Source organism: Enterobacter sp. SGAir0187 (genome assembly GCF_002952735.2).
GTDB classification, from domain to species: Bacteria; Pseudomonadota; Gammaproteobacteria; order Enterobacterales; family Enterobacteriaceae; genus Enterobacter; species Enterobacter quasiroggenkampii.
Genome location: NZ_CP025034.2, coordinates 1314156 through 1340968 on the forward strand (window position 1 = coordinate 1314156; position 26813 = coordinate 1340968).

A 26813-nucleotide genomic window follows, 5' to 3' on the forward strand; every position below is an offset into this window, starting at 1 on the left:
CCACTTCAGCCGTATGTTCCCCCTCACCCCAGCCCTCTCCCTCAAGGGAGAGGGGGTTGTCCGCGCAGGTATTATTTTGTGGGGATCCCTCAGCCCTGTGGGAGAGGGTTAGGGTGGGCAGCAGACCGCAAAAATCAACCCAACACCATCGTACTCAACCGGCAGGTACAGCACCGCCGCCCCTGCTCGTCGAAGACCCCAATCTCCCAGCTCTGGCTCGAACGCCCAAGATGCAGCGGCTGACACACGCCACGAACCGTGCCGTGGGATACCGCCCGATGATGCGTGGCGTTCAGCTCCGTTCCCACCACGCTCTGCCCGTCGCGGGTCATCAGAAATCCGGCCATTGAGCCGAGCGTTTCCGCCAGCGCCGCCGAGGCCCCGCCGTGGAGCAGGCCAAACGGCTGATGGGTACGCGCATCCACCGGCATCTCCGCTTCCAGCGTGTCATCCCCGAGGTGGGTATAGACAATGCCCAGGTTCGCCACCAGGGTATTCACGCTGGTGGCGTTCAGCTCCTCAAGCGATAAATGACGTTTCCAGATCATTTACGCCCCCAGCGTGGAGCCGCCGTCCACCACGATATCCTGCAGGGTGATATGGCTGGCGGCATCGGAGGCAAGGAACAGCACTGTCGCAGCTATCTCCTGAGGACGGGCAATTTTGCCCAGCGGAATACCGAGCTTAAACTGCTCGCCGAAGCCGCGAATGCGCTGCTGCTCCGCATCGTCGCTTTTCCACAGGGTGCGCTGCATATCGGTGTCCGTTGAGCCCGGCGACACCAGATTACAGCGCACGCCGCTGCCTGCCAGCTCCAGCCCGACGGTCAGGGCCAGGCTTTTCAGCGCCGCTTTCGATGCGCCATAGGCGCTCATGCCGATGCGCGGCGTGTGCGCCGCATCTGACGCCACGGTAACAATCGCCCCGCCCTGCTGACGACGGAACTGTCCCATGGTCTGCTGGAACAGATTGAACGCGCCGCCAACATTGACCGCAAAGGTGTCCTGCCAGTCCTTCTGCGAGAGCTGATCCGTCGCCCCCATGCGCAGAATGCCCGCCGCGTTGACCAGCACGTCCAGACGCTCAAGCGTTGCCAGCACGCGCCCGCACACCACATGCACCTGTGCGGCATCCGCCACGTCCAGCGTTTCGGTGGCAAACGGATAGTGATCCTGAGGGAAGGCCAAATCGAACCCGGTCACCTGCGCGCCGGCTTCGGCAAATGCCAGTGCGGTCGCGTAGCCAATCCCCTTCCCCGCGCCCGTCACCCAGACGGTTTTACCGGTGAAATCCAATCCCATCACTTCACCTCGCGGGAAAGCAGCGCCCACCAGGCGTCGATTGTTGGATTTTTTGCCAGCATCACGAAGTCGATATCGCCGTGTACTTTGCGCCAGCGGGCGGCCAGCGCCATCATGCGTACCGAGTCCAGGCCGTAGTCGATCAGGTTTTCGTCATCCATCGGCTCGTCGGACTCATCCAGCAGCGGCAGAACAAGCTCACGCAGCGCGGCTTTCGTTGCCGGAACGGACGGCAGCAGCTCGTCGGTCATCACCACACGGCCCGAGCGTCCGGCCACGTAATTCAGCGACATCAGGTGCTCGTCGCGGGTGAAATCCGCCAGCGCGTCGGCGATAAAGAACGGCTTGATGTCGCGCATAAAGGCGTCGGTGGCGGTGGTCATGCAGCCGATGTGGGCGTACACGCCGGTAATCAGCAGCTGGTTGCGGCCCGTCTCTTTCAGCATCTGCTCCAGCGGCGAGCGGTGAAACGCGCTGTAGCGCCACTTCACCAGCACCGTGTCCGCTTCGTCCGGGGTGAGTTCACGGACAATGCGCTGCTGCTCCGGCGAGCGGGTCAGGCCCGGCCCCCACATGTCGTTCAGCAGGGCGCGGTCTTCATCACTCTGCTCTTTCGGCTGCGCGGTGTAGTACACCGGAATATTGTGCTCTTTGCAGTACGCGCGCAGTCTGGCGATGTTCGCCACTACCTGCTGCATCATGTCGCTATTTTCGCCCCAGAAGTTCAGGAAATACTCCTGCATATCGTGGATCAGCAGCGCCGCGCGCTCGGGCTCAAACGCCCAGTTCACCTTGTTGGTCGGCAACTCTGCGGCGGTTGGCAGCGCGTAAGCGGTTAATTTTGGAATGGCCATACTCTGTTCCTCAGCCCCGGGCGCGTTCAGCAAGCCACAGGCGCAACTTTTTCTTATCGACTTTGCCGACCGGCGTCAGCGGGAGCGCATCCACGCTCTCCACGCGGTCCGGCAGCTTGAATTCGGCGACGCCCTGCTCGCGCAGGAAGCGACGCACCTCCACCGCGCGCAGGGGCTGTTTCACCACCAGATACGCGCAGCTCTTCTCACCCAGCAGGCTGTCCTCCATGCTCACCAGCGCGGCGTGGATCACCGACTCATGGCGCAGCAGCAGGTTCTCGATCTCTTCAGCGGCAATCTTCTCCCCGCCGCGGTTGATCTGATCTTTCTCGCGTCCCTGCACGGTGATGTAGCCCTGCTCGTCAATAGCGATCAGATCCCCGGAGCAGTAAAAGCCGTCGGCGTCGAAGGCGCTGGCGTTGTGTTCCGGGCTGTTGAAATAGCCGCGGAAGGTGTACGGGCCGCGCGTCATCAGGCGTCCGACTTCCCCGCGCGGCAGCGGGTTGCCGTGCTCGTCCGCCACCCACACTTCGTCGTCCGGGCACATCGGGCGGCCCTGGGTGTTGATGATGCGCTCCGGCGCGTCGTCGAGCGCGGTGTAGTTCACCAGCCCTTCCGCCATGCCGAACACCTGCTGAAGCTGGCAGCCGATTTCCGCCGGAATGCGCGCCGCGAGCGTGGCGGAGAGGCGTGCGCCACCCACCTGCAGCAGCCTGAGGGATTTGAGCTGCGCATTCCCCGCGCCGTCGGCAATCGCCTGCAGCCACAGGCTCACCGCCGGAGGAACCAGCGAGGTGACGTTAATCTGATGCCGTTCAATCAGCGGGAAGCAGAGCGTGGCGCTCGGATCGTTCGCCAGCACCACGCAGCCGCCCGCCGTGAAGACGCCTAACGATCCCGGTGAACTCATGGCGTAGTTGTGCGCCGCGGGCAGCGCGTTCAGATACCGGGTATGCGCAGTAATGCCGCAGATCTCGTTGCTGCGGCGAATGCTGTAGTCGTAGTCGTTGTGCGTCCGCGGGATCAGCTTCGGCGTGCCGGTGCTGCCGCCAGAGAGCTGGAAGAACGCCACTTCGTCGGCGGGCGTCGGGTTAGGGATAAAATTGTCCGCCGGACGCGCAATCGCCGCGTCCAGGGCGTAGTCACCCTTATCGCCGCGCAGGAGCACGACGCGCACCGAGCGATGTTCATCCACAAAGGCATGAAGAAAATCATCGCCCGCAAACAGCGCATGGTCGCGATCGGCGATCAGCACGGCGGGGTTGATCTGCGCCGCGTAGGCGTTCAGCTCGCTGCGCTGGTGGCTAAAGAGCGCGTTGACCGGCGCCACGCCGATTTGCAGCAGCGCGAAGAAGGTCATGTAGAACTCGGCCACGTTGCCAAGCTGCACCAGCGCCGTCTCGCCACGCTGCAGCCCACGCGCCTGAAGAGCTGAGGCCAGGTTGTTTACGGCCTGATTCAGCGCGCGGTAGGTAATGTGGCGATCGCCATCGATAATCGCCACCGCATCGCTGTCCGCCCGATCCGTCAGGATGTGGGTCAACGGCAGATCCTGCCAGTAGCCTTTTTCACGGTAGCGGCGGGCAAATGCCTCAGGCCAGCGAGTAAAGGGAATGGTCATGAGTCTTCCTTAGTGCAAACCAAACACGTTGAGCATGGTGGAGAGCTTTACGCCCGTCTCGCGCCACTCGCCCACCGGGGAGGAGGCAGGCACAATGCCCGCACCGGCAAACAGGCGAACGGTATTTTCACGAAGACGCGCGCAGCGGATGGTCACCACCCACTCGCCGTTGCCTTCGCTGTCGCACCAGCCAACGATGCCGCCAAACAGCTCGCGGTCGAACGGCTCCAGCTCGGCAATCAGCTCTTTCGCCGCCTGATGCGGGAAGCCGCTCAGCGCCGGGGTCGGGTGCAGCAGGCAGGCCAGGGTCAGGGCGTTCTCGTTTTCACGCGCCTCGCCTTCCACCGGCGTCGCCAGATGCCACAGCGTCGGCGTGGTAATCAACTGAGGAGAATCCGGCATGCTGAGATGGTGGCAGCGCGGTGCCAGAATGGCCTTCATCGCCTGAGTCACCAGGTCGTGCTCGTGGCGGTCCTTTTCGGAGGCCAGCAGCTTATTGCCCGCTTCGCGATCCAGCACATCGTCCGGCTGACGGCGCGCAGAGCCTGCCAGCGGCAGCGAGCTAAAGTGCGCCCCCTCTTTGCGCAGCAGCAGCTCCGGGCTGGCGCCCAGCAGCACGCCGCCGTCTTCCAGCGGCACGTGGAAGTTGAAGCTAGCCGGGTTCTGGGCGATCAGGCGCTCCATCAGGGCACCACTGTCCATGCGTTTGTCGGTCGCGATATCAATCAGGCGCGACAGCACCACCTTGTTCACCTGCGGCGTGGCGGTCAGCGACGCGGCGCGAGCGACCATCTCTTCGAAGACGGGCTGTGGCGGGATCTCGGTGCGTTGTGCCACCTTCAGCGCTTGCGCGCCGGAAAAATAACGTGCGGACTGCTGACGTGCGGGACGGGAAAAGGTCTCCCAGCGTTGCGGAATAAACAGCGACGAGGGCTTGCGGGTGTCGAACGGGATCGCCCCCACCATCACCGGGTGAGCAATACCGCTGGCTTTTGCCGTGCGGAAGGCCTGGGCTAATTTTTGCTGGAAGTGCCCCGCCGGATCGTCACCGCCGACGGCGGGTTCACTGAAGCGGGCAAAGCAGCCGGACGTGGTAAAGCTGCGGTAAGGCGACATAAAGAAAAAACGGTCTGATTCGAGCGTGGTTGCGGCGTGCTGAACTTCCTCAGCCAGGGACGTATCCATATCATCCTCCTCAAAATGATAAAAGAAGCAATAATGATTATCATTTATATTTTCGTCGGCTAACCTAATCCCACATCGCTTCGCTGTCAACCGTCGGGCAAATAACTTGTGCGACAAAAGCTTGCATCCCGTTGCGGCAACTATGAAAATGAGAAGCATTATCTTCAACAAAAACAGGATCCCGCGCTGTGAAACTCCCTGCCGTTTTCCGTAATCCTCTGCTTTTATTATCACTTTTTGTTTTAGGACTTACCTCAGCCGCTGCCGCCGACTGGCCGCGTCAGGTGACTGACAGCCGCGGGGTACATACCCTTGAGCACAAACCGACGCGCATTGTCTCCACCAGCGTGACCTTAACCGGCTCCCTGCTGGCCATTGACGCACCGGTCGTCGCCAGCGGCGCGACCACGCCGAACAACCGCGTGGCGGATGGACAGGGTTTCCTGCGCCAGTGGGGCGATATCGCGAAGCAGCGCAAGGTTGCCCGACTGTATATCGGCGAGCCGAGCGCTGAAGCGGTGGCCGCGCAAATGCCTGACCTGATTTTGATCAGCGCTACTGGCGGGGATTCCGCACTGGCGCTGTACGATCAGCTCTCCGCCATCGCGCCGACGCTTATCATCAACTACGACGACAAGAGCTGGCAGGCACTACTGACGCAACTGGGCACCATCACCGGGCAGGAAAAACAGGCCGAAGAGCGCATTGCCGCGTTTGATAAACAGCTCGCGCAGGTGAAACAGCAGATGAAGCTGCCGACGCAGCCGGTGAACGCCATCGTCTACACCGCCGCCGCGCACAGTGCCAACCTGTGGACCGCGGAATCAGCGCAGGGCAAGCTGCTGCACCAGCTGGGCTTTACGCTGGCGGACCTGCCCGCCGGGCTGCACACCTCTAAAAGCCAGGGCAAACGCCACGACATTATCCAGTTGGGCGGTGAAAACCTGGCGACGGGGCTGAATGGCGAAGGGCTGTTTGTATTTGCCGGTGATGAGAAAGACGTGAAGGCGATTTACGCCAACCCGCTGCTGGCGCATCTGCCGTCGGTGAAAAACAAACGGGTTTGGGCGTTAGGAACGGAGACGTTCCGCCTGGATTATTACAGCGCGATGTTGGTGTTAGACAGATTGAATACGTTGTTTAAGTAGGCTTTTTCCCTCCCTCTCCCCGTGGGAGAGGGCCGGGGTGAGGGCATCAGGCCGCACCGTCGTTCAACACACTCTCCTGCCTGAACCGCCGCAATTCCACCAACGCCACTAACAAAATCACGCCAATCATCGCTAACACAAACCCGCTGCTGCTCGCGGACGCCGCCGGGGTCATTATTGCCCCCAGCCCGCCGAGGATCGCCGCGCCAATGGCATCGCCCGTGACGTTCTGCGCGGTCCACAGGCCGTTAATACGCCCGAGCATTCCTTCCGGCGTCTGGGTCTGGATCAGGGTGTACTGCAAGAGCGAGCTGATGGCGCTCAGCCAGCCAAAGATCACCAGACACATCACCCCCAGCGCCCAGACCGGCATCAGGCTAAAGAAGCCAATGGCGATAAACGAGGCCAGCGTAGCAAGCAGCATAATCAACCCCGGTCGCGCGCTCTGCGCCAGGTTGCCGCTGGTCAGCGCCCCGCAGGCCGCGCCGAGCGGAATCGCGGCGTACAGCAGGCCAATCTCCGAGGCGCTCATCCGCCACTCTCCCGCTAACGCGGGATACAGCACGCGCACGGCGCTCGCCATGGTCAGCAGGCCGCCAGGCAGCGCAATGCCGCCAATCAGCGGGTTACTGAACAGAAAACGAATAGCGGCCATCAGTGATGTCAGCGGATGCTCGCGCGGCTGCGGCGGGGGTGGCAGCAGCGGCAGGCGCAGCAGCGTCAGCGTGGTGATAAAGGTCCCCGCTGCGGCCAGGCCGTAGTTCCACGCCACGTTGCCGGTTGCCAGCAGCAGGCCGCCGACCATCGGTGAAATCACCGAGCCGAGGCGTACGGTGAGCATGGTGATTGCCCCCGCCTGCATCAGATTTTCTCGCCCGACCAGCGCGGGCGTCGCCGCCAGCAGCGCCGTCACGCCTAAGGAGGCAAAGAAACCGTCCCACAGCCCGAGGGCATATATGGCCATCAGCGACGGCTCTGGCAGCATGGCGTTCAGACACAGCCCGATAAAGCCCACGCCGCAGGTGCCGCGTGCCAGCAGGATCAGCTTTTTACGCTCGTAGCGGTCCGCCAGCACGCCACCGACCATCAGGCCGATGAACATCGCCCCGCCTGTTAACGTCACCGATAACCCCACCAGCCAGCTGGAGTGCGTCATAGTCTGGATCTGGACCGGTACGGCCACGCCGAGCAGGCCGAGGGATAAAATGGAGATAAAACGAGCGATAAAGACGGCGCGATACGCCGGGTGCGTTTTGAGCAGGCTGAGGTTGAGCAGCCAGGATTTTTGATTCATGACAAAGCCTTGAGTGTAATTCTACCCATTCCATGGGCGCACATGCTAACATAGCCAAATAAGATAGATAACGATAATCACTATCATTATCAAATCATGGATGTTGCTATGTCGTTTTCCTCTTCTTCGGTGCGCGCCATTGCCGTGCCCGTTTTATTGCTGCTATTGAGCCTGGCGATTGCGCTCAGCCTGCTGGTCGGCGCGAAGCCGCTGCCCGCCTCCGTTATCGTTGATGCGCTCTCCGGCACCTGTCAGAGCGCCGACTGCGTCATCGTGCTCGACGCCCGCCTGCCCCGCACCCTTGCCGGACTGCTGGCCGGTGGCGCGCTCGGTCTTGCCGGTGCGTTGATGCAAACCCTCACCCGTAACCCGCTGGCGGACCCCGGCATTCTCGGCGTGAACTCCGGTGCCAGCTTTGCCATCGTGCTCGGCGCGGCGCTGTTCGGGTTGACATCGCCCTCTGAACAGCTGGTGATGGCCTTTTGCGGCGCGCTGGCCGCCTCGCTGGTGGTCGCGTTTACCGGCAGCCAGGGCGGCGGACAGCTGAGCCCGGTACGCCTGACGCTGGCGGGCGTGGCGCTTGCCGCGGTGCTGGAAGGCTTATCCAACGGCATCGCCCTGCTCAACCCGGACGTTTACGACCAGCTGCGCTTCTGGCAGGCCGGCTCGCTGGATATCCGCACCCTGGACTCGCTTAAAGTGGTGGCGATCCCGGTCATTATCGCTGCCGCCGTGGCGCTGTTTTTAAGCCGGTCGCTCAACAGCCTGAGCCTCGGCAGCGACACCGCCACCGCCCTCGGCAACCGGGTAGCGCGCACGCAGTTGACGGGACTGCTGGCCATCACGATTCTGTGCGGCAGCGCGACCGCCGTGGTCGGCCCGATTGCCTTTATCGGCCTGATGATGCCCCATATGGCGCGCTGGCTGGTGGGGGCGGATCACCGCTGGTCGCTGCCGGTCACGCTGCTGGCGACGCCTGCCCTGCTGCTGTTTGCCGACGTGCTGGGCCGCCTGCTGGTGCCGGGCGAGCTGCGCGTCTCGGTGGTCAGCGCCTTTATCGGTGCGCCGGTGCTGATCTTCCTGGTACGACGCAGACGCGGAGGTGGGGCATGATGGCTCCCTCCCGGCGTTTAGTCGCCTGCGTCTCCCAGCTGGTTATCGCCATTCTTCTGCTGGCAACGTGGAGCCTGCGAAGCGGCGCGGTGACGCTTGATTTCACCCAGGTGTTTGACGCCCTGCTCGGCAGCGCGCCGCGTAACATCACCATGGTGGTCACCGAATGGCGACTGCCGCGCGTGGCGATGGCCATTCTGGTGGGCGCGGCGCTCGGCGTCAGCGGCGCGATTTTCCAGTCGCTGATGCGCAACCCACTCGGCAGCCCGGACGTGATGGGCCTCAACACGGGGGCCTGGAGCGGCGTGCTGGTGGCGATGGTGCTGTTTGGTCAGCACCTGACGGCCATTACCTTTACGGCGATGGCGGGCGGCATTCTGACGTCATTACTGATCTGGGCGCTGGCCTGGCGCAACGGTATCGACACCTTCCGCCTGATCATCATCGGGATCGGCATCCGCGCCATGCTGATGGCCTTTAACACCTGGCTTTTACTGCAGGCCTCGCTGGAAACGGCGCTTTCCGCCGGGCTGTGGTACGCCGGGTCGCTCAACGGCCTGACGTGGGGCAAAACCTGGCCCGCCGCGCCGCTGATTATCCTGATGTTTATCGGCGCGCTGCTGCTGGTGCGCCGTATGCGCCTGCTGGAGATGGGTGACGACAGCGCCTGCGCGCTGGGCGTGAGCGTAGAGCGCTCGCGCCTGATGCTGATGCTGGTCGCCGTACTGCTGACCGCCTCCTCTACCGCGATTGCCGGGCCGATCTCGTTTATCGCCCTCGTGGCGCCGCACATCGCCCGCCGTCTTAGCGGGACGGCGCGATGGGGCTTAACCCAGGCGGCACTGTGCGGCGCAGTATTACTGCTGGCCGCCGATCTCTGCGCCCAGCGGCTGTTTATGCCTTATCAACTGCCGGTGGGCGTGGTGACCGTCAGCCTCGGCGGCATTTACCTTATCGTCTTGCTCGTTCAGGAGTCTCGCAAGAAATGACAGATTCAACCACCCGCTTGCGCGGCGAAAATCTCACCCTCGGTTACGGCAAAAAAATTATTGCCCGTGATTTATCCGTTGCCATTCCGGACGGTCATTTTACGGCAATCATCGGGCCGAACGGCTGCGGCAAATCGACCCTGCTGCGCACGCTGAGCCGCCTGATGACGCCGGCTGAGGGCAGCGTGTTCCTCGACGGGGAGCAGATCCAGCGCTTCGCCAGCAAAGAGGTGGCCAGGCGCATCGGGCTGCTGGCGCAAAACGCCACCACGCCGGGGGATATAACCGTGCAGGAGCTGGTCTCCCGCGGGCGCTACCCGCACCAGCCGCTGTTCACCCGCTGGCGCAAGGAGGACGACGAGGCGGTCAGTCGCGCGATGCAGGCGACGGGGATTACCGATCTCGCCCAACAAAGCGTCGATACCCTTTCCGGCGGACAGCGCCAGCGGGCGTGGATTGCGATGGTGCTGGCGCAGGAAACGTCCATCATGCTGCTGGACGAGCCGACGACCTGGCTGGATATCAGCCATCAGATTGACCTGCTGGAGCTGCTGAGCGAGCTGAACCGCACGCAGGGGTACACCCTGGCGGCGGTGCTGCACGATTTAAACCAGGCGTGCCGCTACGCCACGCACCTGATTGCCTTGCGAGACGGGGAGATTGTGGCGCAGGGCGCGCCGAAAGAGATTGTCACGCCGGAGCTGATCGCGCAGATCTACGGCATGCGCTGCATGATTATTGACGATCCGGTGGCGGGCACACCGCTGGTGGTGCCGCTTGGGAAACGTGCGGTTTGACGACTGCCGTCGTCCCTACCCTCTCCCACGGAGAAAGAGCTAAAATAATTGAACTTAAACTGCGAATAAGCATGCACTTATTTTGTAAAGGATGTGAATAATGCAAATTAAGTTTACAGCTCAAACCTTGATAATCTTCCTCCAAATACCGCCGCTTACATAGCACACTATGCAAGCGTGCCCTGTTATTTGCCGTTAGATAATATTAGAAGCCACTGCGAAAAATAATATTGATATTCTCCCGCCGCGATGTCAAAAAGATGGTCAAAACTCTTACAGAGGAGATCAAAATCACAAAATAAAATTTCTCGACAGAATTTAACATCACGCCTTACATGATATATTGATTATTCACAATGATGATACAATTACAACCAGAAGAGGCTGGAAGCCCTTTTTAAATAAGAAAGCAAGAAGAAGGAAATAATAAAGAAACACCCATCGAATAGCACATTCATCATATTAATGATTTAAGGTCACCTATCTATCAAGATAATACATAAGGCGTCATTTTTTGGCTATTTTCCAATATTGAGACGGTGATCACTTTGTTTAAAACACCATGTATAGGATCATCAATGTATCAAATAATGGGAACATAGAATGTATTACAGCAAAGATATCATTGAAAAAATAGGAACTGACAAAGAACTAGCCGTAAGATTGGATAAGGCTATGATAGGTGTCAAAGATGGTGTAATTGAATATTTAAGTAATCTTGGTGATGCCACAACACGCCTTTCATATTACTCATCATGTTTAACAAAAAACTATCATGATGTATGCACCCGATTAATTGATGAAGATGTTAGATTTATACAGGGATTGGGCAAGCTAGTTAAACACAGAGATTTGATTTTCAGAATGATTAAGATTTATATTGAAACGATTCTCAAAAACAAAAATGAAGTTGAAAAAAAAACACTTCTTGAAAAATTAACGCCGTTTACAAAAAACATTGCCATAAAAAACCTTTCAAAATCCGCCATAATCTATACCGTTACTTCTTACATCTGTTATGGAAACAAGATGAATGCATCAGTAGAAGCAGCTTTCATGAAAAAAATAGGAGGTAGGGCTGGTATTCCAATTACCGCATTGAATTTATATGGTATCGTCTACAAAGCTTCTGAAAGCGCCAACAGATTAAAACATTTTATGCCACAATTTTATCATGCACTTTATGTCGAAAAACTTGAGATGATGTATTTTCTTATAGAACCAATAATTATGAAGGCTGGATATTTAAACATAAGCACAGCATCCGATGATGAAATTACTAATGCGCTTAAAAGAATGATGTGATCATGTTAAAACCAATATTGGATTTTTTAAAGCAATTCTTCAATAGTTTTATACAAGATTGTATCGATGATATTTATTGGTACGGAGTATTTATATTTACTGCTTTGTTGTGTGGGGTAGTGGTAGCCAATATTGATGATATTAATATAACCGGTAAATTGATCCCAGGGATCTTTATAATTATATTCGTAATTGCTTTCCGTTTTAAGGACAAAGGATAAAAATGTCTATACCAGCACATATTTGGTTCACCGATGAAAATGGTTCTCCTTTAGTGGGTGAATGCTTAATGCCAACGCGATTAGGTTCCACAGAGCTTAAATCATTAAATCACTCGATATGGATTCCTACGGATCACAACACAGGGAAACTTACTGGAACACGTCTTCATGTCCCGATCACATTTGAAAAGGAAATAGATCGCATTACGCCCTATTTATTCAGAGGTGTATGCCAGGGGAAAACATTTAAAGAAGCATTAATCAAGATGTATAAGATTAATGAGGCCGGAATAGAAATAGAATACTTCAATATAAAACTGGAAAATGTAAAGATAACAAGAATTTCCCCAGTATTATTTCCTCTTGGTGTAGCAGGTCACCATATGGAAGAAGTTGAGATTCGTTATGAATCTATAGAATGGAAATATTGTGATGGAAATATAATGTTCAAAGATTCATGGAATGAACGGGCTGTAGCATAAAAAAGGGACTCGCAAGAGTCCCTTTTCTGTTTTACTTTAACGCATCGTATAGCTGATCAACTATCCAGGTGTAAGTAGCGTTCCACTGACAACTACATTTTGCCGTTATCCCAATATCCCCTTTAACACCGGTCCAATCTTCTCAAACGCCTGCGGTGAAATGATATCCACGTGGGCGCAATCCTGGCTGTACACCTCCAGTTGACTCACCCACGGCGCCCACGCGACCTGCGGATCCATCGTTCGCGTGCGCTCGGCGACAAACAGCGTCGCTTTGCCGTCAAACCGCGCGCTGTGCGCCGTGGTGAGCAGCCGCACCGCGTCGGCGTAGTTGCCCTCGATAGCGTTAAACAGCTCGCTGGAGCCCTGCCCCTGCTGGGCGGCGATAAACGCCTGACGCTCGCGCTCGATTTCCGCCAGCACCTCGGGGTCGAGGCCGTTGGCCTCTTTCTCCGACCAGTTCTGGGTTTCCGGCGGCCAGGTGTCCAGCAGGCCGAGGAAGGCTACCGCTTCACCCTGCTCACGCAGACGGGCGGCAATACCCTGCGCCAGCGTGCCGCCGAGGGAATAGCCGAACAGATAATACGGCCCCTGCGGCTGCTGTTTACGCAGCGTAGCCAGGTGATGCTCAATCACCCCATCCAGATCCGCACGCTGCTGCATTGGACCGTCCGGACGCGGCGACTGAATGCCGACGATGGACCAGCGCGGGCTGAGGTAGCGCGCCAGGACGCTAAACTGCCAGGCAAAGCCGGACGCCGGGTGGAAACAGAACAGCGTCGGGCCGTCGCTTTCGCGCAGCGGAAGAAGGGTTTCATACCCCAGTCGCTGCGCCTGCTCGTCGCTCATTTGCGAGTCCAGCAGTGCGCCAAGCTTGCTCACCGTCGAGGCGACCATAATCTGCCCCGGCGTGACCTTGCGGTTGAACGCGCGGCTAAGCTGCGCCGCCAGACGCATTGCCAGCAGCGAGTGTCCACCGAGGGCAAAGAAATCGGCTTCTATATCATTGACCTCGCAGCCCAGCAGGGCGGAAAACGCCTGCGCGACGGAGATTTCGGTTTCGCTCTCCGGCGCGCGCCCGGAGGTTTTGCGGGTCAGCTCCGGCAGCGGCAGCGCCTTGCGATCCAGCTTGCCGTTCGCGCTTAACGGCAGCGCGCTGATTTGCAGCAGCACTACCGGCACCATATGCGGCGGCAGCTGGGCTTTGAGCGATTCCAGCAGCGCGTCGCGATCCAGCGGTAAGCCGGATTCAGAAACCACGTACCCCACCAGCTGCCGGGCATCGCCGCCCGTTGCCGCCGCCTGGTTGAAGACGCAGGCGTGCGCCACGGCCTGGGCCACGTCAGGCAGCGAGAGCATCGCCCGGTCGATTTCACCCAGCTCGATGCGCTGGCCGCGAATTTTTAGCTGGTCGTCGCTGCGGCCCAGATATTCCACCGCGCCGTTGTCCAGCCAGCGGGCAACGTCTCCGGTGCGGTACATTCGCTCGCCCGGTGCAAACGGGTCGGCGATAAAGCGGCTGGCGGTGAGATCGGGGCGTCCCAGATACCCCTGCGCCAGCTGGATGCCGGTGAGGTAGAGATCGCCCGCCACGCCGAACGGCACCGGGCGCATCATCGCATCCAGAATGCGCAGCCCCGTATTCCACACCGGGAAGCCGATCGGCACGCTGTTGCCTGCAACTGCCGCCAGCTCGGGGCCATACGCCGGATACCAGCTGACGTCCACCGCCGCCTCCGTCGGGCCATAAAGATTGTGTAGCGGCACGCGGGTCAACTCTTCCCACTCGCGGCACAGCGCCGTCGGCAGCGCTTCGCCGCTGCAGAACACCTGCTTAAGTGTTTTGCAGCAGTCGAAGTTTTCCGGCGTCAGCGAGGCGACAAAGGCCGCCAGCATCGACGGCACGAAGTGGGTGGTGGTCACGCCGTACTGCGCGAAGAAGCTCTGCATCGCTTGCGGATCGCGGTGCGCGTCCGGCTCGGCCATCACCAGCTTCGCCCCGGCGATAAACGGCCACCAGAACTCCCACACCGACACGTCAAAGCTGCACGGCGTTTTCTGCGCCACCACGTCCGTCGCGCCCAGCGGATAATGGTCCTGCATCCACTTCAGGCGGTTAACGATGGCGGTATGGCCGACCATGACCCCTTTCGGGCGGCCCGTCGAACCGGAGGTAAAGATGATGTACGCCGTCTGCTCCGGCTTTGCCAGCCGCAGCGGCTCAGTACCCGCGGTCGGTAACAGTGTGTTGTAACTAAACGTCGTAATCGGCAGATCGCTAAAGCGCGGAAGCTGTTCGTCGGTAGTAATGAGCAGGGACGGCTTCGCGTCCTCAAGCATCATCCGCAGGCGGTCGTCCGGGTAGCCGGTGTCGAGCGGCAGCCACGCGGCGCCCGCCTCCACAATGCCGTGCAATGCTAACGTCAGGAACACCGAGCGCGGCAGGGCCACCGCCACGCTGTCGCCCGGCTTCACGCCGCGCGCGCGCAACTGATGAGCCAGCGCGACGACCTGCTCGCGCATCTGGCGATAGCTGAGTTCAATATGCGCATCCGTCAGCGCGGGGGCGTCCGGCGTTTTGCTTGCCTGCTCTGCCACCAGATCCGCCAGCGTGGTGGACGGCAGCGCCAGCCCGGTATCGTTGATACGGGCCAGCTGCTGATATTCCTGCTCTGAAACGGTTTCTACTTCGCCGCAGCGCAGGTCCGGATTGGCGGCAAACTGCACCAGCATCGCGTTCAGGCGCGCCACGTGACGCGTCAGCGTCGCCTCATCGTAACGTTGCTTATTGGCGAGGATTTCCATGCTCAGCCCGCCCTGCTCGTCCGGGAACAGCGCCAGTTCCAGATCGTTCACCGGGCCGGTCGCCAGCGTGTGGGTGATGGCCTCCACGCCGTCGATATCCAGCTGGTAGTCGAACACTTTCACGTTCAGCACCGGGCCGAACAGCGCTTCATCGCCCGCCGCTTTCCCGCTGTCACGCACGATCTGCTCGGCGTCGTAGCGCTGGTGGCGGCGCATTTTTTTCAGCTGGTTCGCCAGGCGCAGCGCCAGCGAGGGCAGGCTCTCCTGCGGATCGATATTGACCGCCAGCGGCAGGACGTTTAGCACCGGCCCGGTCGCGGTCAGGGCTGCGGACCCCATCCTTCGCATAAAGATAAACCCGGCGGCGTAGTCCAGCCGTCCGGTGAGGCGCCCCAGCCACAGCGCCACCAGCGCAAGCGCCAAATCGGTGCGCTGCGCCTGCCCGGCTGCCTGCGCCAGCTGGCTAAAAGCGCGAGCGTCCATTGCAATTTTCAGGCGAAGAATGTCGGTCGTGGCGGCGCGGCCCGGCAGCGGCGCGGAGGAGAGCGAGACCGGAGAAGGCAGCTGTTTGCGCTGCTCGGCCCAGAACGCGCCGTCGCGCGCGTATGCCTCGCTGTCGCGATAGCGCTGATACTCGTCCACCACCTCTGCAAATGGCGTAAACGGGGATTCCGGCGTGGGTTCGCCCTTTTTCCACGCGGCATAAATCGCGGCGATCTGGCGAGTTATGGCCGGGAAGCTGAAGCCATCCACCACCAGATGGTGATAGCGCTGATACCAGTACCAGTGGTTTTCACCGACCCGAATCAGCTGATGAAACGCCAGCGGCTGACCGCTGTCGACGCGCAGGTTCTGGTTAAGATCGGATTCCATCAGCGCCACGGCGGCGGCGTGGGAATCAACGCGAACAACGGACGGTTCCGGCAAAATGAAGGTGTCATCCACCCACTGCCACACCTCACCGTTGTCTTCCACAAAGCGCATGCGCACGGTATCGGCCTGCATCATGCCTTCAGCAATCGCTTTTGACAGCAGCGGCGCGTCGATGTCGCCTTTCAGCTCGGTGTAGTGCGCCACGCTCCAGGCGTTTGGCAGCGTGGACAGCTGTTCCGCCATCCAGATCCCCGGCTGGGCGGCGACGAGAGGAAGGCGGTTCATGCGTTCTCCCCCACAAAGTAAGACGGCTCAAGCGTTTGCCAGTGCCCGGCAAGCCACTGCTGGCACGCCTCCTGCGACTGTGCTTCACACACCACGCGCCACCCTGCTGGCAGTTCGCACTGCTGCGGCCACAGGCTGTACTGCCCCTGGTCGTTTTGCAAAATGGCGAACTGTCCCTGCGGATTATCGAAAGGATTGCTGAATTCCATACAGACTCCGTTAGTGAATAAGCGGCTGCCAAAGGGTCATCAGCCCCTGCGTCAGCCCACCGCGCCAGCAAAGCGCATCGTGTCCGCCGTCAACCTGACGCCAGATAACCGGTTGATGTATGTGCAGTTCGGCGTAAATCGCCTGATTCGCGCGGAAGATGAGCGGCTCGTTGCGCCCGGCTTCAAGGATGATGCGTAGCCCGCGAGGAGATATTTCACCGGCTTTAAGTTGTTCGATTAACAGCCCGTCCTGCTGTCCGCCGCGGTGTGGCCACCACCAGGAGCCGGACTGGCTAAGCACGCAGCCAAAACGCTGCGGCCAGTGGAGGCCAGCATAAAGCGACGCGAGACCGCCAAAGCTCTGGCCTGCCACTACCGTACGGTCGGCACGGTCGCTAAACGGCACGCGGTTTTTAACCAGGGGGAGAAGTTCTTCCTGCACCGCCAGCCAGAAATCGGAATTGCACGGCAGCTCGCGGTTGCGATGCGCCATATCGATAACATCGATTAATACGTAGACCGCAGGCGGTAATTTGCCCCCGGCGGTGAGCGACGCCAGCGCAGGCCAGACCGGCATGCTTTCGGCCCAAAACTGTCCGTCGAGCAGCACCGCCAGCGGGCGCTCGGGGCCGTCATCCCCGGTGGTAAAAATCCATACGCGGCGACGGTTGTTGAGACGCTCGCTGTTCCACTCAATGCAGACCGGCTGTTGATACGGCGTATCGGGACGATCCCAGCCCGGCTGAACCGGCGCGCCCGGCATCTCCAGCGCGGAGACGGCATGGCCGCGCCCGCCGCGCCAGCTTTGCGGATTCAGCGGGTCGGAAACCGCGTGCGGCAGCAGCTTGCGCCACCCTTCGCGCAGCGCCATGCGCTCCGGCTGCTCGCCTTCAAACACGACGCTGGCAAAATCGTTTTCATTCACGGAAGGGATAAAACAGTAGCTTCCGCGCCACTCGGGGCTGAACTCGCCCTGCCACTGCCAGACGTCGGTATCGGGAATGCGTTCGAGAGACTGCGGGCGGGCATTTTGGTGGTGATCGGTCACGCCGGTGACGTAGAGCCAGACGCGTTTGATCCGTGACGTTGTTTGCGTTCCTGCCGGGTCACGCCACCAGAACGTGACGCGATAGTTTCCCTTTTCCGGCTTCCATTCAGGCCCGTTTTTCGACTGCCACCACGCTTCACTTCCCGTTGTTAACGCCGTCACCCTTATAACCTCATGTTTAACAGTCTTTTTTGTTTCAGAGCAAATTTTATTGATAATATTATTGATAACTATTTGCATTTGCAATAGCGTAGTGCCCGCGCTGTGGGAAGCGCTCATAAAACAACCACAAAAGCAGGACGTACAATGAATAAGAAGATTCACTCTCTGGCCTTGCTGGTCAATTTAGGGATTTACGGCGTCGCGCTGCCCGCTCTGGCAGACGACAACACCGCCTCTGCGCAGCACGAAGACACGATGGTGATCACCGCCGCCGAGCAGAATCTGCAGGCGCCGGGGGTATCGACCATCACCGCCGATGAGATCCGTAAAAACCCGCCCGCGCGCGACGTGGCGGAAATCATTCGTACCATGCCGGGCGTTAACCTGACCGGAAACTCCACCAGCGGCCAGCGCGGGAATAACCGTCAGATTGATATCCGCGGCATGGGGCCAGAAAACACCCTGATCCTGATCGACGGCAAGCCGGTGACCAGCCGTAACTCCATCCGTCTGGGCTGGCGCGGCGAACGAGATACCCGCGGCGATACCGGCTGGGTGCCACCGGAGATGATCGAGCGCATCGAAGTGATCCGCGGCCCTGCCGCCGCGCGCTATGGCAACGGCGCGGCAGGCGGCGTGGTGAACATCATCACCAAAAAATTCGACGACCAGTGGCACGGCTCCTGGAACACCTACCTGAATGCGCCTGAGCACAAGGATGAAGGTTCCACCAAACGCACCAACTTCAGCCTGAGCGGCCCGCTGGGCGGCGACTTCAGCTTCCGCATGTTCGGTAATCTGGACAAAACCCAGGCCGACGCGTGGGACATCAACCAGGGTCACCAGTCTGACCGTACCGGTGCCTACGCCGACACGCTGCCCGCGGGCCGTGAAGGGGTAGAGAATAAAGACATCAACGGCGTGGTGCGCTGGGACTTTGCGCCGATGCAGTCTCTGGAATTTGAGGCGGGCTACAGCCGTCAGAATAACCTCTACGCCGGTGATACCCAGAACACCAACAACGACAACAGCTCCAGCGGCCTGGTGAAAAAGAATTACGGCAAAGAGACCAACCGTATCTATCGCCAGAACTTCGCGGTGACCTGGAACGGCGGCTGGGATAACGGCATTACCACCAGCAACTGGGCGCAGTACGAGCACACCCGAAACTCCCGTCTGGGCGAAGGGCTGGCGGGCGGTCTGGAAGGCCTGTTCAACAGTAATAAATTCACCGACACCGATCTGGCCGACGTGATGCTGCACAGTGAAATCAACCTGCCAATTGATTTCCTCGTTAACCAGAACCTGACGCTCGGCACCGAGTGGAACCAGCAGCGCATGAAGGACTCGACCTCCTTCACCCAAACCCAGCAGGGCGGCACCATTCCGGGCATGAGCAATGACCGCAGCCCGTACACGTCGGCAGAGATTTTCTCTCTGTTCGCCGAAAACAACATGGAGCTGACCGACAGCACCATGCTGACCCCTGCCCTGCGCTTCGACCATCACACCATCGTCGGCAACAACTGGAGCCCGTCACTTAACCTGTCGCAGGGTCTGGGGGATGACTTCACGCTGAAGATGGGCATCGCCCGCGCATACAAAGCGCCGAGCCTGTACCAGACCAACCCGAACTACCTGCTCTACAGCAAAGGCCAGGGCTGCTACGCAAGCTCCGACGGCGTGGGCTGCTACATGATGGGTAACGACGACCTGAAGGCCGAAACCAGCATCAACAAAGAGATTGGTCTGGAGTGGAAACACGACGGCTGGCTGGCGGGCGTCACCTGGTTCCGCAACGACTACCGCGACAAGATTGAAGCGGGCTACGCGCCGATTGGTCACACCTCTTCCGGTAAAGTGCAGACGGATATCTACCAGTGGGAAAACGTGCCGAAAGCGGTGGTGGAAGGCCTGGAAGGCTCCCTGAACGTGCCGGTCAGCGACACGATTAACTGGACCAACAACATCACCTACATGCTGCAGAGCAAGAACAAGGAGACCGGCGACCGTCTGTCGATCATTCCGGAGTACACGCTGAACTCAACCCTGAGCTGGCAGGTGCATCAGGACGTGTCGCTCCAGTCGACCTTTACCTGGTACGGCAAGCAGCAGCCGAAGAAGTACAACTACAAAGGTCAGCCGGTGACCGGGTCTGAAAAAGACGAAGTCAGTCCGTACAGCATCGTTGGCCTGAGTGCGACCTGGGACATGACCAAAAACGTCAGCCTGACCGGCGGCGTGGATAACGTCTTCGACAAACGCCAGTGGCGCGCGGGTAATGCCCAGACAACCGGTAACGCCACCACCGGTGCGTATATGTACGGCGCGGGGGCTTATACCTATAATGAGCCAGGCCGCACGTGGTATATGAGCGTGAATACGCGATTCTAAGGTGAAAGCAAAACGGCAACCCTGTTGCCGTTTTTAGTGTTTGCTCCCTCTCCCGTGGGAGAGGGCCGGGGTGAGGGCATCAGGCCGCAGAATTCTGAAGGAAAAAACCATGCACACAACCCACAGCACGTTCATTCTCGCCGGCCACACCGTTCACCACGTCACCTTCGACTCAACCACCTTCACCGACGCCGATCTCCTCTGGCTCCCCCACCACGCCGAGCTTCCAAACGCCGGGCGCAAACGCAAAGCCGAGCATCTGGCAGGCCGCATCGCCGCCGCGCATGCCTTACCTGACTACACCGTGCCCGGCATCGGCCCCAGCGGTGAGCCGCTCTGGCCGGAAGGCGTTTCAGGGAGCATCACCCACAGCGGCACGCAGGCGATGGCGGTTGCCGTCCGTCATCCAGATGCGCTTGTGGGTATTGATTGCGAAGCCATTCTTCCAGACCGGGAAGCCCGCGAAATCCAGGACGGCATCGTTGATGCGCAGGAAGCGATATGCCTGACGCACTCGGGCTACCCTTTTGCGCTGGCGCTGACGCTCGCTTTTAGCGCAAAAGAGAGTTTGTTTAAGGCGCTCTTTCCGCAGGTGAGGACTTACATGGGTTTTGACTGCGCTCGTATTATGACACTCGATGAAAGAACACTTACGCTGGCCCTAACCCGACCACAGGCGGAGTTTAAGGAAAACACGCTATTTACAGTTCACTGGTTACTTGATGGTAATCAAGTCATCACTTTGCTTTAACGCGCGTCAGGCTTCGAAAATCTTTGTTCACCACTCTTTCACTTCTTTTATTTCTCGCAATGCAAAAAAACACTTTTTAGGAATATATCAATCTTCTTTTCCATTTCTGCAGGAGTAGGATAAAACCCCAATAACCACAAAATTTAAATGGACTTATGATGCCGGTAAATGAAAGCATTATTCCCACCTCAGGAACCCCGATTAACCCAGGCGGTATCCGACAACTCACCATCGGTGAGATAGCTCTCGCTAAGACGCTTTACGGTTACAGTATCCATTATCATCTGGTGTGGGTGCACAGGGAAAGTTATCTTCCTTTTAATCTCCAGCCTGTGGATATAGCGATGAGTCCCAATGGTGAAATGTGGTACAGAGAGGAAACGTATTCACCAGATTTTTCGTTAGAGAAAAGCCTCCGAAAAAAGCATCGATTCATGCATGAAATGATGCACGTCTGGCAGACACAAAAAGGAATGTTTGTCAGAACCAGGGGATTATTTTCTGGCATTGCTGATTATTCATACAGCTTAGATAAAGCAGATCTATTGCATTATGGTTTAGAGCAACAGGCATCAATAGTAAGTGACTATTGGTTATTGAAATTCCATGGATTAACAAACAATGAGCATTTGTTTGAATATCGTGATTTTAACCGGAATGAGACTATTTATTACCTTCTTCAGAAATACCAGGCGATTTTGAGAGGTTTTCCTGGATGAAAAAAATAATTACCTTGCTTAGTTTATGCATTTTACTGACGGGCTGTCCAGGAGGCAAACGTGCACCCCATCCCAGAGCCACGTACATCAATGGAGATTATCTTTGTTTTAGCGTAAATAAAAAAGACAAACTTAATTACTATACAATTTACTCTAGTGAAGGTAGCGATATAACTATCGTGGCGGGCTCCGGAAGAGAACATTTGAATCTTAACTACCCTGATAATTGCATAGATATCAATTGGAAATATGGATATACCTACGTAATTAACTATGGATTGAATGGTGAAGATTATGAACATGAGTTTTTTATCGATAACGACGGGCAACTAACTAATCTGGGAGGATTATAATGTCACTACCCGCTTACCTATTTCTCTACGACGAGAACGGAATGCTCGTACAGGGCGAATGTATGATGCCAGGTCGAGAAGGTGCTATCGAAATCATGAACAGCAGCTATGGTGTAAAACAAGCCGTCGATAGTCATACCGGCAATATGACCGGAACACGACAGCATTGCCCAGTTACGCTGCATAAGCAATTAGATAAGGTAAGTCCTTACCTTGCCGTTGTCGCTTGCGAAGGAAGACGCCTGCAAAAAGCCATTATTAAATATTATGAAATTATTGAAGCGGGAGCAGAAAGAGAGATCTACACCCTCACGCTTGATAGTGTGGTAATCTCATCTTTAGATTTTACGCATGTATACTATCCAGGCAGTTCTGCCCCTAACATGCATGAAGTAGTAGGCCTGCGATTTCGTGGCATTCAATGGAACTATGTTAAAGGCAATATTATTTATGATGATGCATGGATGAAACCTGCGCAGAAAGAAAAACAGAATGGTGAATATAAATAAAGGAAATATTGCCCTTCAGTCCCAAAGCACATTTAACGCCTGATGGCGCTTCGCTTATCAGTCCTACAGCAAACCGGTTTTGTAGGCCGGGTAAGGCATCGCCGCCACCCGGCATGAAGGCAGCGGCGATGCCTTTTTACATTCTTCACTTCAAGGATCAAACATCAGGGAACATCACGCTATTCCCCGGCGCTTCCCGGTGCAGGTGGATAAAGTTCAGGTGCCGTTCATACTGGTCCAGAATGTCCGTAATCACCTGCTCCTTGCTGTAATCCATCAAATCATTCCCCTGACTCCCTTCCAGCAGGAAGGTCTCAAGCCGGTAGTAGGTCGACTTCCCGCTGCGCGCACGATAGGTGAACCCGGGTACCGAATACTGCTGCGGCCAGATCTGGTAGACAAAGTTCTGCTCGTCGCCCATGTGCACCAGCAGGTTCAGGTGTCCCAGGGTCTCGCCCTCTTCCGGCGGCAGGTTTTTCAGCTCCACGTAGGCACCGCGCAGCTTCAGCTCCTGCGCCACCTCTTCCATCGCCGGGAAGCAGACCGTCTCCATCATCTGTTTGGTGTAGCGCGTGCCCGGGTAGTTCATCAGGCGCGACAGGCGTTTCTTCCAGCTCAGCCTGTCCTGCGCCCCCATCGGACGCGGGGCGGTGTCGCGGCTGGCGCTGACGCGGCGGTAATCTTCCACCTTGAGCGATTTATACAGCCCGGCCATCACGAAGAAGATGACGAAGCTGAACGGCAGCCCCATGATCACCGTGGTGTTCTGTAGCGCCGAGATGCCGTTGGTCATCAGCATGCCGAGCGTCAGCAGGCCGATGGCGACGGACCAGAAGATACGCAGCCAGTTCGGCGCATCGCTGTTGATGTCTTTCAGCTTCGAGGTGAAGTTACCCAGCACCAGCGCGCCGGAATCCGCCGAGGTGACGTAGAACAGCAGGCCGGTAATGGTCGCCACGGAGGCGCTAAAGGTAAACGCCGGGTACTGCGCCAGCAGGCTGTAGAAGCCGCGCTCCGGGTGCGCCATCGCTTCCTGGGCAAAGGTCGCATTGCCGTGGATGATCTCATGGAGCGCGCTGTTGCCGAACACCGACAGCCACAGCAGGGTAAAGGTGAACGGGATGATCAGCGTGCCCATCACAAACTGGCGGATGGTGCGGCCACGCGAAATACGCGCCAGGAACAGGCCGACAAACGGCGACCACGCCACCCACCACGCCCAGAAGAACAGCGTCCAGTTGTTCATCCACTCCACCGGGCGGTCGAAGGCGAAGCTGTTCAGCGTCATGCCCATAAAGCGGTTCACGTAGTCGCCCACGTTGAGCACTAAGGCATTGAGCAGGAACGAGGTGTCGCCCATAAACAGCACGAACAGGATCAGGCCCAGCGCCAGCGCCACGTTCAGCTCGGAGAGCACGCGGATGCCCTTATCGACGCCCGATGTCACCGAAATGGTGGCAATAATGACGGAGAGCGCGATCAGCGCCGCTTTCGCCGCCATCGAGTCCGGAATATCAAACAGCACGCTCAGCCCGTAGTTGAGCTGCACCACGCCGATCCCGAGCGTTGTCGCGATGCCGAAGATGGTGCCGATCACCGCCGCAATGTCGACGCTGTGGCCAATCGGGCCGTTAATCTTTTTACCGAAAATCGGATACAGCGCAGAGCGAATGGTGAGGGGTAAATTATAACGATAGCTAAAGTATCCGAGCGCCATACCCATCAGGGCATACATCGACCAGCCCGTCAGTCCGTAGTGGAACAGCGTCCAGACCATCGCCTGGCGCGCGGCCTCCATCGTCTGCCCCGCCCCTTCTGGCGGCTGCATATACTGCGTGACCGGTTCCGCCACGGAGAAGAACATCAGGTCGATGCCGATGCCCGCGGCAAACAGCATTGCGGCCCAGCTCAGCAGGCTGAACTCGGGCTTGGACTGCTCGGGCCCGAGCTTCACCGAACCGAAGCGCGAGCAGGCAATACAGACCACGAAGACGATATAGAGCGTCGCCGCCAGCAGATAATACCAGCCGAAGGTCTTCGACACCCAGTTCAGGGTGCGTCCAATCCACTCGGCAGAAAAATCACGAAAGAAGATGGTCGTCAGGGAAAACAACAAAATCAGCCCGGCGGACGTATAAAAAACGACCGGGTTGATTTTGTCTTTTTCTCTGTCCTGTGAAAGGTCTGTCATCCAGTATCCTCACTGTTTTTGTAACTATTAAAATCCAAATCCGCAACAATTAAGACACATTTTATATTGAACGTCCAATCAAAAACCGCTTTAATGGTTAACCAACGCTGATGAATGGAGTGGCAAAAATGCCCAAAGTGGGGATGCAGCCGATCCGGCGCAGGCAGCTTATCGACGCCACGCTGGAAGCAATAAATGAAGTGGGAATGCATGACGCGACGATCGCGCAGATCGCCCGTCGGGCGGGCGTTTCCACGGGGATCATCAGTCACTATTTCAAAGACAAAAACGGTCTGCTGGAAGCAACCATGCGCGATATCACCGGCCAGCTGCGCGACGCGGTATTGAGCCGCTTACGCGCCCTGCCGGACGCCAGCGCGGAGCAGCGCCTGCAGGCGATTGTCGGCGGCAATTTTGATGAAACCCAGACCAGCGGCGCGGCAATGAAGGCCTGGCTGGCCTTCTGGGCGAGCAGCATGCACCAGCCGATGCTCTACCGCCTGCAGCAGGTAAGCAGCCGCCGCCTGCTGTCGAACCTGGTGTACGAGTTCCGCCGCGAACTGCCGCGCGATCAGGCCGAAGAGGCGGGCTACGGCCTGGCGGCGCTGATCGACGGGCTGTGGCTGCGCGCCGCGCTAAGCGGCAAGCCGCTGGATAAGACCCTGGCACAATCGCTCACCAGCCACTTTATCAGCCAGCATTTACCGACCGAATAACCGAGGAGAATTTATGTCCCGAATGGCAGAACAGCAGCTTTATATCAATGGTGGTTATACATCCTCCACCAGCGGTCGCACCTTCGAGACCATCAACCCGGCCAACGGTGACGTTCTGGCGACCGTACAGGCCGCCGGGCGCGAAGACGTCGATCGCGCCGTCGAAAGCGCAACGCGCGGGCAAAAAGTCTGGGCGGCGATGACCGCCATGGAGCGCTCTCGCATCCTGCGTCGCGCCGTCGATATCCTGCGCGAGCGCAACGACGCTCTGGCAAAGCTGGAAACCCTCGACACCGGTAAAGCGTATTCCGAAACCTCAACCGTGGATATCGTCACCGGTGCGGACGTGCTGGAGTACTACGCGGGGCTGATCCCGGCGCTGGAAGGCAGTCAGATCCCATTGCGCGAGACCTCGTTCGTCTACACCCGCCGCGAGCCGCTGGGCGTGGTGGCGGGCATCGGCGCGTGGAACTACCCGATCCAGATCGCCCTGTGGAAATCGGCCCCGGCGCTGGCGGCGGGCAACGCGATGATTTTCAAGCCGAGCGAAGTGACGCCACTCACCGCCCTGAAGCTTGCCGAGATCTACACCGAAGCGGGCGTTCCGGACGGTGTGTTTAACGTCCTGCCGGGCGTGGGCGCGGAGACCGGCCAGTACCTGACCGAGCACCCGGGCATCGCCAAAGTCTCCTTCACCGGCGGCGTCGCCAGCGGCAAGAAGGTAATGGCCAACTCGGCGGCCTCGTCCCTGAAAGAGGTGACGATGGAGCTGGGCGGCAAATCGCCGCTGATTATTTTCGACGACGCGGATCTGGATCTCGCGGCGGACATCGCCATGATGGCGAACTTCTTCAGCTCCGGCCAGGTATGCACCAACGGCACCCGCGTGTTCGTGCCCGCGAAATGTAAAGCCGCGTTTGAGCAGAAAATCGTCGAGCGCGTGGGCCGCATCCGCGCGGGCGATCTGTTCGATGAACGCACCAACTTTGGCCCGATGGTCAGCTTCCCGCACCGAGACAGCGTGATGCGCTACATCGCCAAAGGCAAAGAGGAAGGCGCGCGCGTGCTGTGCGGCGGCGACGTGCTGAAGGGCGAAGGCTTCGATAACGGCGCGTGGGTGGCCCCGACCGTGTTCACCGACTGCACCGACGAGATGACCATCGTGCGCGAAGAGATCTTCGGCCCGGTGATGTCCATCCTGACCTATGAGTCCATTGAGAAAGCGATTCACCGCGCCAACGACACCGACTACGGGCTGGCGGCAGGCATCGTCACGGCCGACCTGAACCGCGCCCACGGCGTCATTCATCAACTCGAAGCGGGCATCTGCTGGATCAACACCTGGGGTGAATCCGCCGCAGAGATGCCGGTCGGCGGCTACAAGCACTCCGGCATTGGCCGCGAGAACGGCGTGATGACGCTGCAGAGCTACACCCAGGTGAAGTCCATCCAGGTTGAGATGGGTAAATTCCAGTCCATATTTTAACC

23 protein-coding genes are annotated in these 26813 nt (G+C 58.3%); 13 read left to right on the forward strand and 10 right to left on the reverse strand.

All coding sequences use genetic code 11. From position 1 onward, the window contains the following. Positions 1-134: 134 nt before the first annotated feature. Genes entH through entC form a run of 5 tightly spaced genes read right to left on the reverse strand, consistent with a single transcriptional unit; the run spans position 135 to position 4961 of the window. Positions 135-548: a proofreading thioesterase EntH gene (gene entH, locus CWR52_RS06395; protein WP_104949156.1), complete on the reverse strand. Its 414-nt coding sequence runs from the start codon at positions 546-548 to the stop codon at positions 135-137. Beyond that, on the reverse strand, positions 549-1295 hold the full coding sequence (entA, locus tag CWR52_RS06400; RefSeq protein WP_104950896.1) for a 2,3-dihydro-2,3-dihydroxybenzoate dehydrogenase EntA: 747 nt from the start codon (positions 1293-1295) through the stop codon (positions 549-551). It abuts the gene before it with no gap. Between the two features lie 5 nt (positions 1296-1300). Continuing rightward, positions 1301-2155: an isochorismatase gene (locus CWR52_RS06405; protein ID WP_104949157.1), complete on the reverse strand. Its 855-nt coding sequence runs from the start codon at positions 2153-2155 to the stop codon at positions 1301-1303. Between the two features lie 10 nt (positions 2156-2165). Further along, on the reverse strand, positions 2166-3776 hold the full coding sequence (gene entE, locus CWR52_RS06410) for a (2,3-dihydroxybenzoyl)adenylate synthase EntE (RefSeq protein WP_104949158.1): 1611 nt from the start codon (positions 3774-3776) through the stop codon (positions 2166-2168). 9 nt (positions 3777-3785) lie between these two features. Continuing rightward, positions 3786-4961: an isochorismate synthase EntC gene (gene entC, locus CWR52_RS06415; protein ID WP_104949159.1), complete on the reverse strand. Its 1176-nt coding sequence runs from the start codon at positions 4959-4961 to the stop codon at positions 3786-3788. 188 nt (positions 4962-5149) lie between these two features. Here entC and fepB point away from each other — a divergent pair, with 188 nt between their 5' ends. Next, positions 5150-6109 (forward strand): Fe2+-enterobactin ABC transporter substrate-binding protein, encoded by a 960-nt coding sequence (gene fepB / locus CWR52_RS06420; protein WP_104949160.1) that lies wholly within the window; start codon positions 5150-5152, stop codon positions 6107-6109. A gap of 46 nt (positions 6110-6155) precedes the next feature. Here fepB and entS read toward each other — a convergent pair whose 3' ends face one another. Beyond that, positions 6156-7403: an enterobactin transporter EntS gene (entS, locus tag CWR52_RS06425; protein WP_104949161.1), complete on the reverse strand. Its 1248-nt coding sequence runs from the start codon at positions 7401-7403 to the stop codon at positions 6156-6158. Between the two features lie 108 nt (positions 7404-7511). Between entS and fepD the strand changes: the two genes are divergently transcribed. The 5 genes from fepD (at position 7512) to CWR52_RS06450 (ending at position 12310) form a co-directional block, all read left to right on the forward strand. Beyond that, a complete protein-coding gene (gene fepD / locus CWR52_RS06430) occupies positions 7512-8516 on the forward strand; it encodes a Fe(3+)-siderophore ABC transporter permease (RefSeq protein WP_104949162.1) in 1005 nt (334 codons plus the stop codon). Then, a complete protein-coding gene (fepG, locus tag CWR52_RS06435) occupies positions 8513-9505 on the forward strand; it encodes an iron-enterobactin ABC transporter permease (RefSeq protein ID WP_104949163.1) in 993 nt (330 codons plus the stop codon). The genes fepD and fepG overlap by 4 nt, the downstream gene beginning before the upstream one ends. Then, positions 9502-10302, forward strand: a complete 801-nt coding sequence (fepC, locus tag CWR52_RS06440; RefSeq protein ID WP_104949164.1) for an iron-enterobactin ABC transporter ATP-binding protein — start codon at positions 9502-9504, stop codon at positions 10300-10302. The genes fepG and fepC overlap by 4 nt, the downstream gene beginning before the upstream one ends. A 603-nt stretch (positions 10303-10905) precedes the next feature. After that, positions 10906-11607 (forward strand): hypothetical protein, encoded by a 702-nt coding sequence (locus CWR52_RS06445; RefSeq protein ID WP_104949165.1) that lies wholly within the window; start codon positions 10906-10908, stop codon positions 11605-11607. Between the two features lie 223 nt (positions 11608-11830). Then, positions 11831-12310, forward strand: coding sequence for an Hcp family type VI secretion system effector (locus tag CWR52_RS06450; RefSeq protein ID WP_104949167.1), 480 nt, complete (start codon positions 11831-11833; stop codon positions 12308-12310). Between the two features lie 105 nt (positions 12311-12415). Here CWR52_RS06450 and entF read toward each other — a convergent pair whose 3' ends face one another. Genes entF through fes form a run of 3 tightly spaced genes read right to left on the reverse strand, consistent with a single transcriptional unit; the run spans position 12416 to position 17692 of the window. Next, positions 12416-16273 (reverse strand): enterobactin non-ribosomal peptide synthetase EntF, encoded by a 3858-nt coding sequence (gene entF, locus CWR52_RS06455; RefSeq protein WP_104949168.1) that lies wholly within the window; start codon positions 16271-16273, stop codon positions 12416-12418. Next, positions 16270-16482: an MbtH family protein gene (locus tag CWR52_RS06460; RefSeq protein ID WP_048026930.1), complete on the reverse strand. Its 213-nt coding sequence runs from the start codon at positions 16480-16482 to the stop codon at positions 16270-16272. The genes entF and CWR52_RS06460 overlap by 4 nt, the downstream gene beginning before the upstream one ends. A 10-nt stretch (positions 16483-16492) precedes the next feature. Further along, positions 16493-17692 carry an enterochelin esterase gene (gene fes, locus CWR52_RS06465; protein ID WP_104949169.1) on the reverse strand — a complete coding sequence of 400 codons (1200 nt, stop codon included), beginning with the start codon at positions 17690-17692 and terminating at the stop codon, positions 16493-16495. A gap of 144 nt (positions 17693-17836) precedes the next feature. Between fes and CWR52_RS06470 the strand changes: the two genes are divergently transcribed. The 5 genes from CWR52_RS06470 (at position 17837) to CWR52_RS06490 (ending at position 22418) form a co-directional block, all read left to right on the forward strand. Continuing rightward, on the forward strand, positions 17837-20086 hold the full coding sequence (locus CWR52_RS06470) for a TonB-dependent siderophore receptor (protein ID WP_045909630.1): 2250 nt from the start codon (positions 17837-17839) through the stop codon (positions 20084-20086). Between the two features lie 109 nt (positions 20087-20195). Beyond that, entirely contained in the window at positions 20196-20837 is a 642-nt protein-coding gene (entD, locus tag CWR52_RS06475) for an enterobactin synthase subunit EntD (RefSeq protein WP_104949170.1), read from the forward strand. Between the two features lie 158 nt (positions 20838-20995). Continuing rightward, positions 20996-21556 carry a type IV secretion protein Rhs gene (locus tag CWR52_RS06480; RefSeq protein WP_104949171.1) on the forward strand — a complete coding sequence of 187 codons (561 nt, stop codon included), beginning with the start codon at positions 20996-20998 and terminating at the stop codon, positions 21554-21556. Beyond that, positions 21553-21909, forward strand: coding sequence for a putative T6SS immunity periplasmic lipoprotein (locus CWR52_RS06485; protein ID WP_104949172.1), 357 nt, complete (start codon positions 21553-21555; stop codon positions 21907-21909). The genes CWR52_RS06480 and CWR52_RS06485 overlap by 4 nt, the downstream gene beginning before the upstream one ends. Next, positions 21909-22418, forward strand: a complete 510-nt coding sequence (locus tag CWR52_RS06490; protein WP_104949173.1) for an Hcp family type VI secretion system effector — start codon at positions 21909-21911, stop codon at positions 22416-22418. The genes CWR52_RS06485 and CWR52_RS06490 overlap by 1 nt, the downstream gene beginning before the upstream one ends. Before the next feature lie 157 nt (positions 22419-22575). Here the strand turns inward: CWR52_RS06490 and betT are convergent, their stop codons facing one another. Beyond that, on the reverse strand, positions 22576-24609 hold the full coding sequence (gene betT, locus CWR52_RS06495) for a choline BCCT transporter BetT (protein WP_104949174.1): 2034 nt from the start codon (positions 24607-24609) through the stop codon (positions 22576-22578). A 128-nt stretch (positions 24610-24737) separates the two neighbouring features. Here betT and betI point away from each other — a divergent pair, with 128 nt between their 5' ends. Both betI and betB read left to right on the forward strand, forming a co-directional pair. Next, positions 24738-25325, forward strand: coding sequence for a transcriptional regulator BetI (betI, locus tag CWR52_RS06500; protein ID WP_104949175.1), 588 nt, complete (start codon positions 24738-24740; stop codon positions 25323-25325). Between the two features lie 13 nt (positions 25326-25338). Further along, complete coding sequence (gene betB, locus CWR52_RS06505) at positions 25339-26811, forward strand: betaine-aldehyde dehydrogenase (RefSeq protein WP_104949176.1); 1473 nt, start codon at positions 25339-25341, stop codon at positions 26809-26811. Positions 26812-26813: the final 2 nt, after the last annotated feature.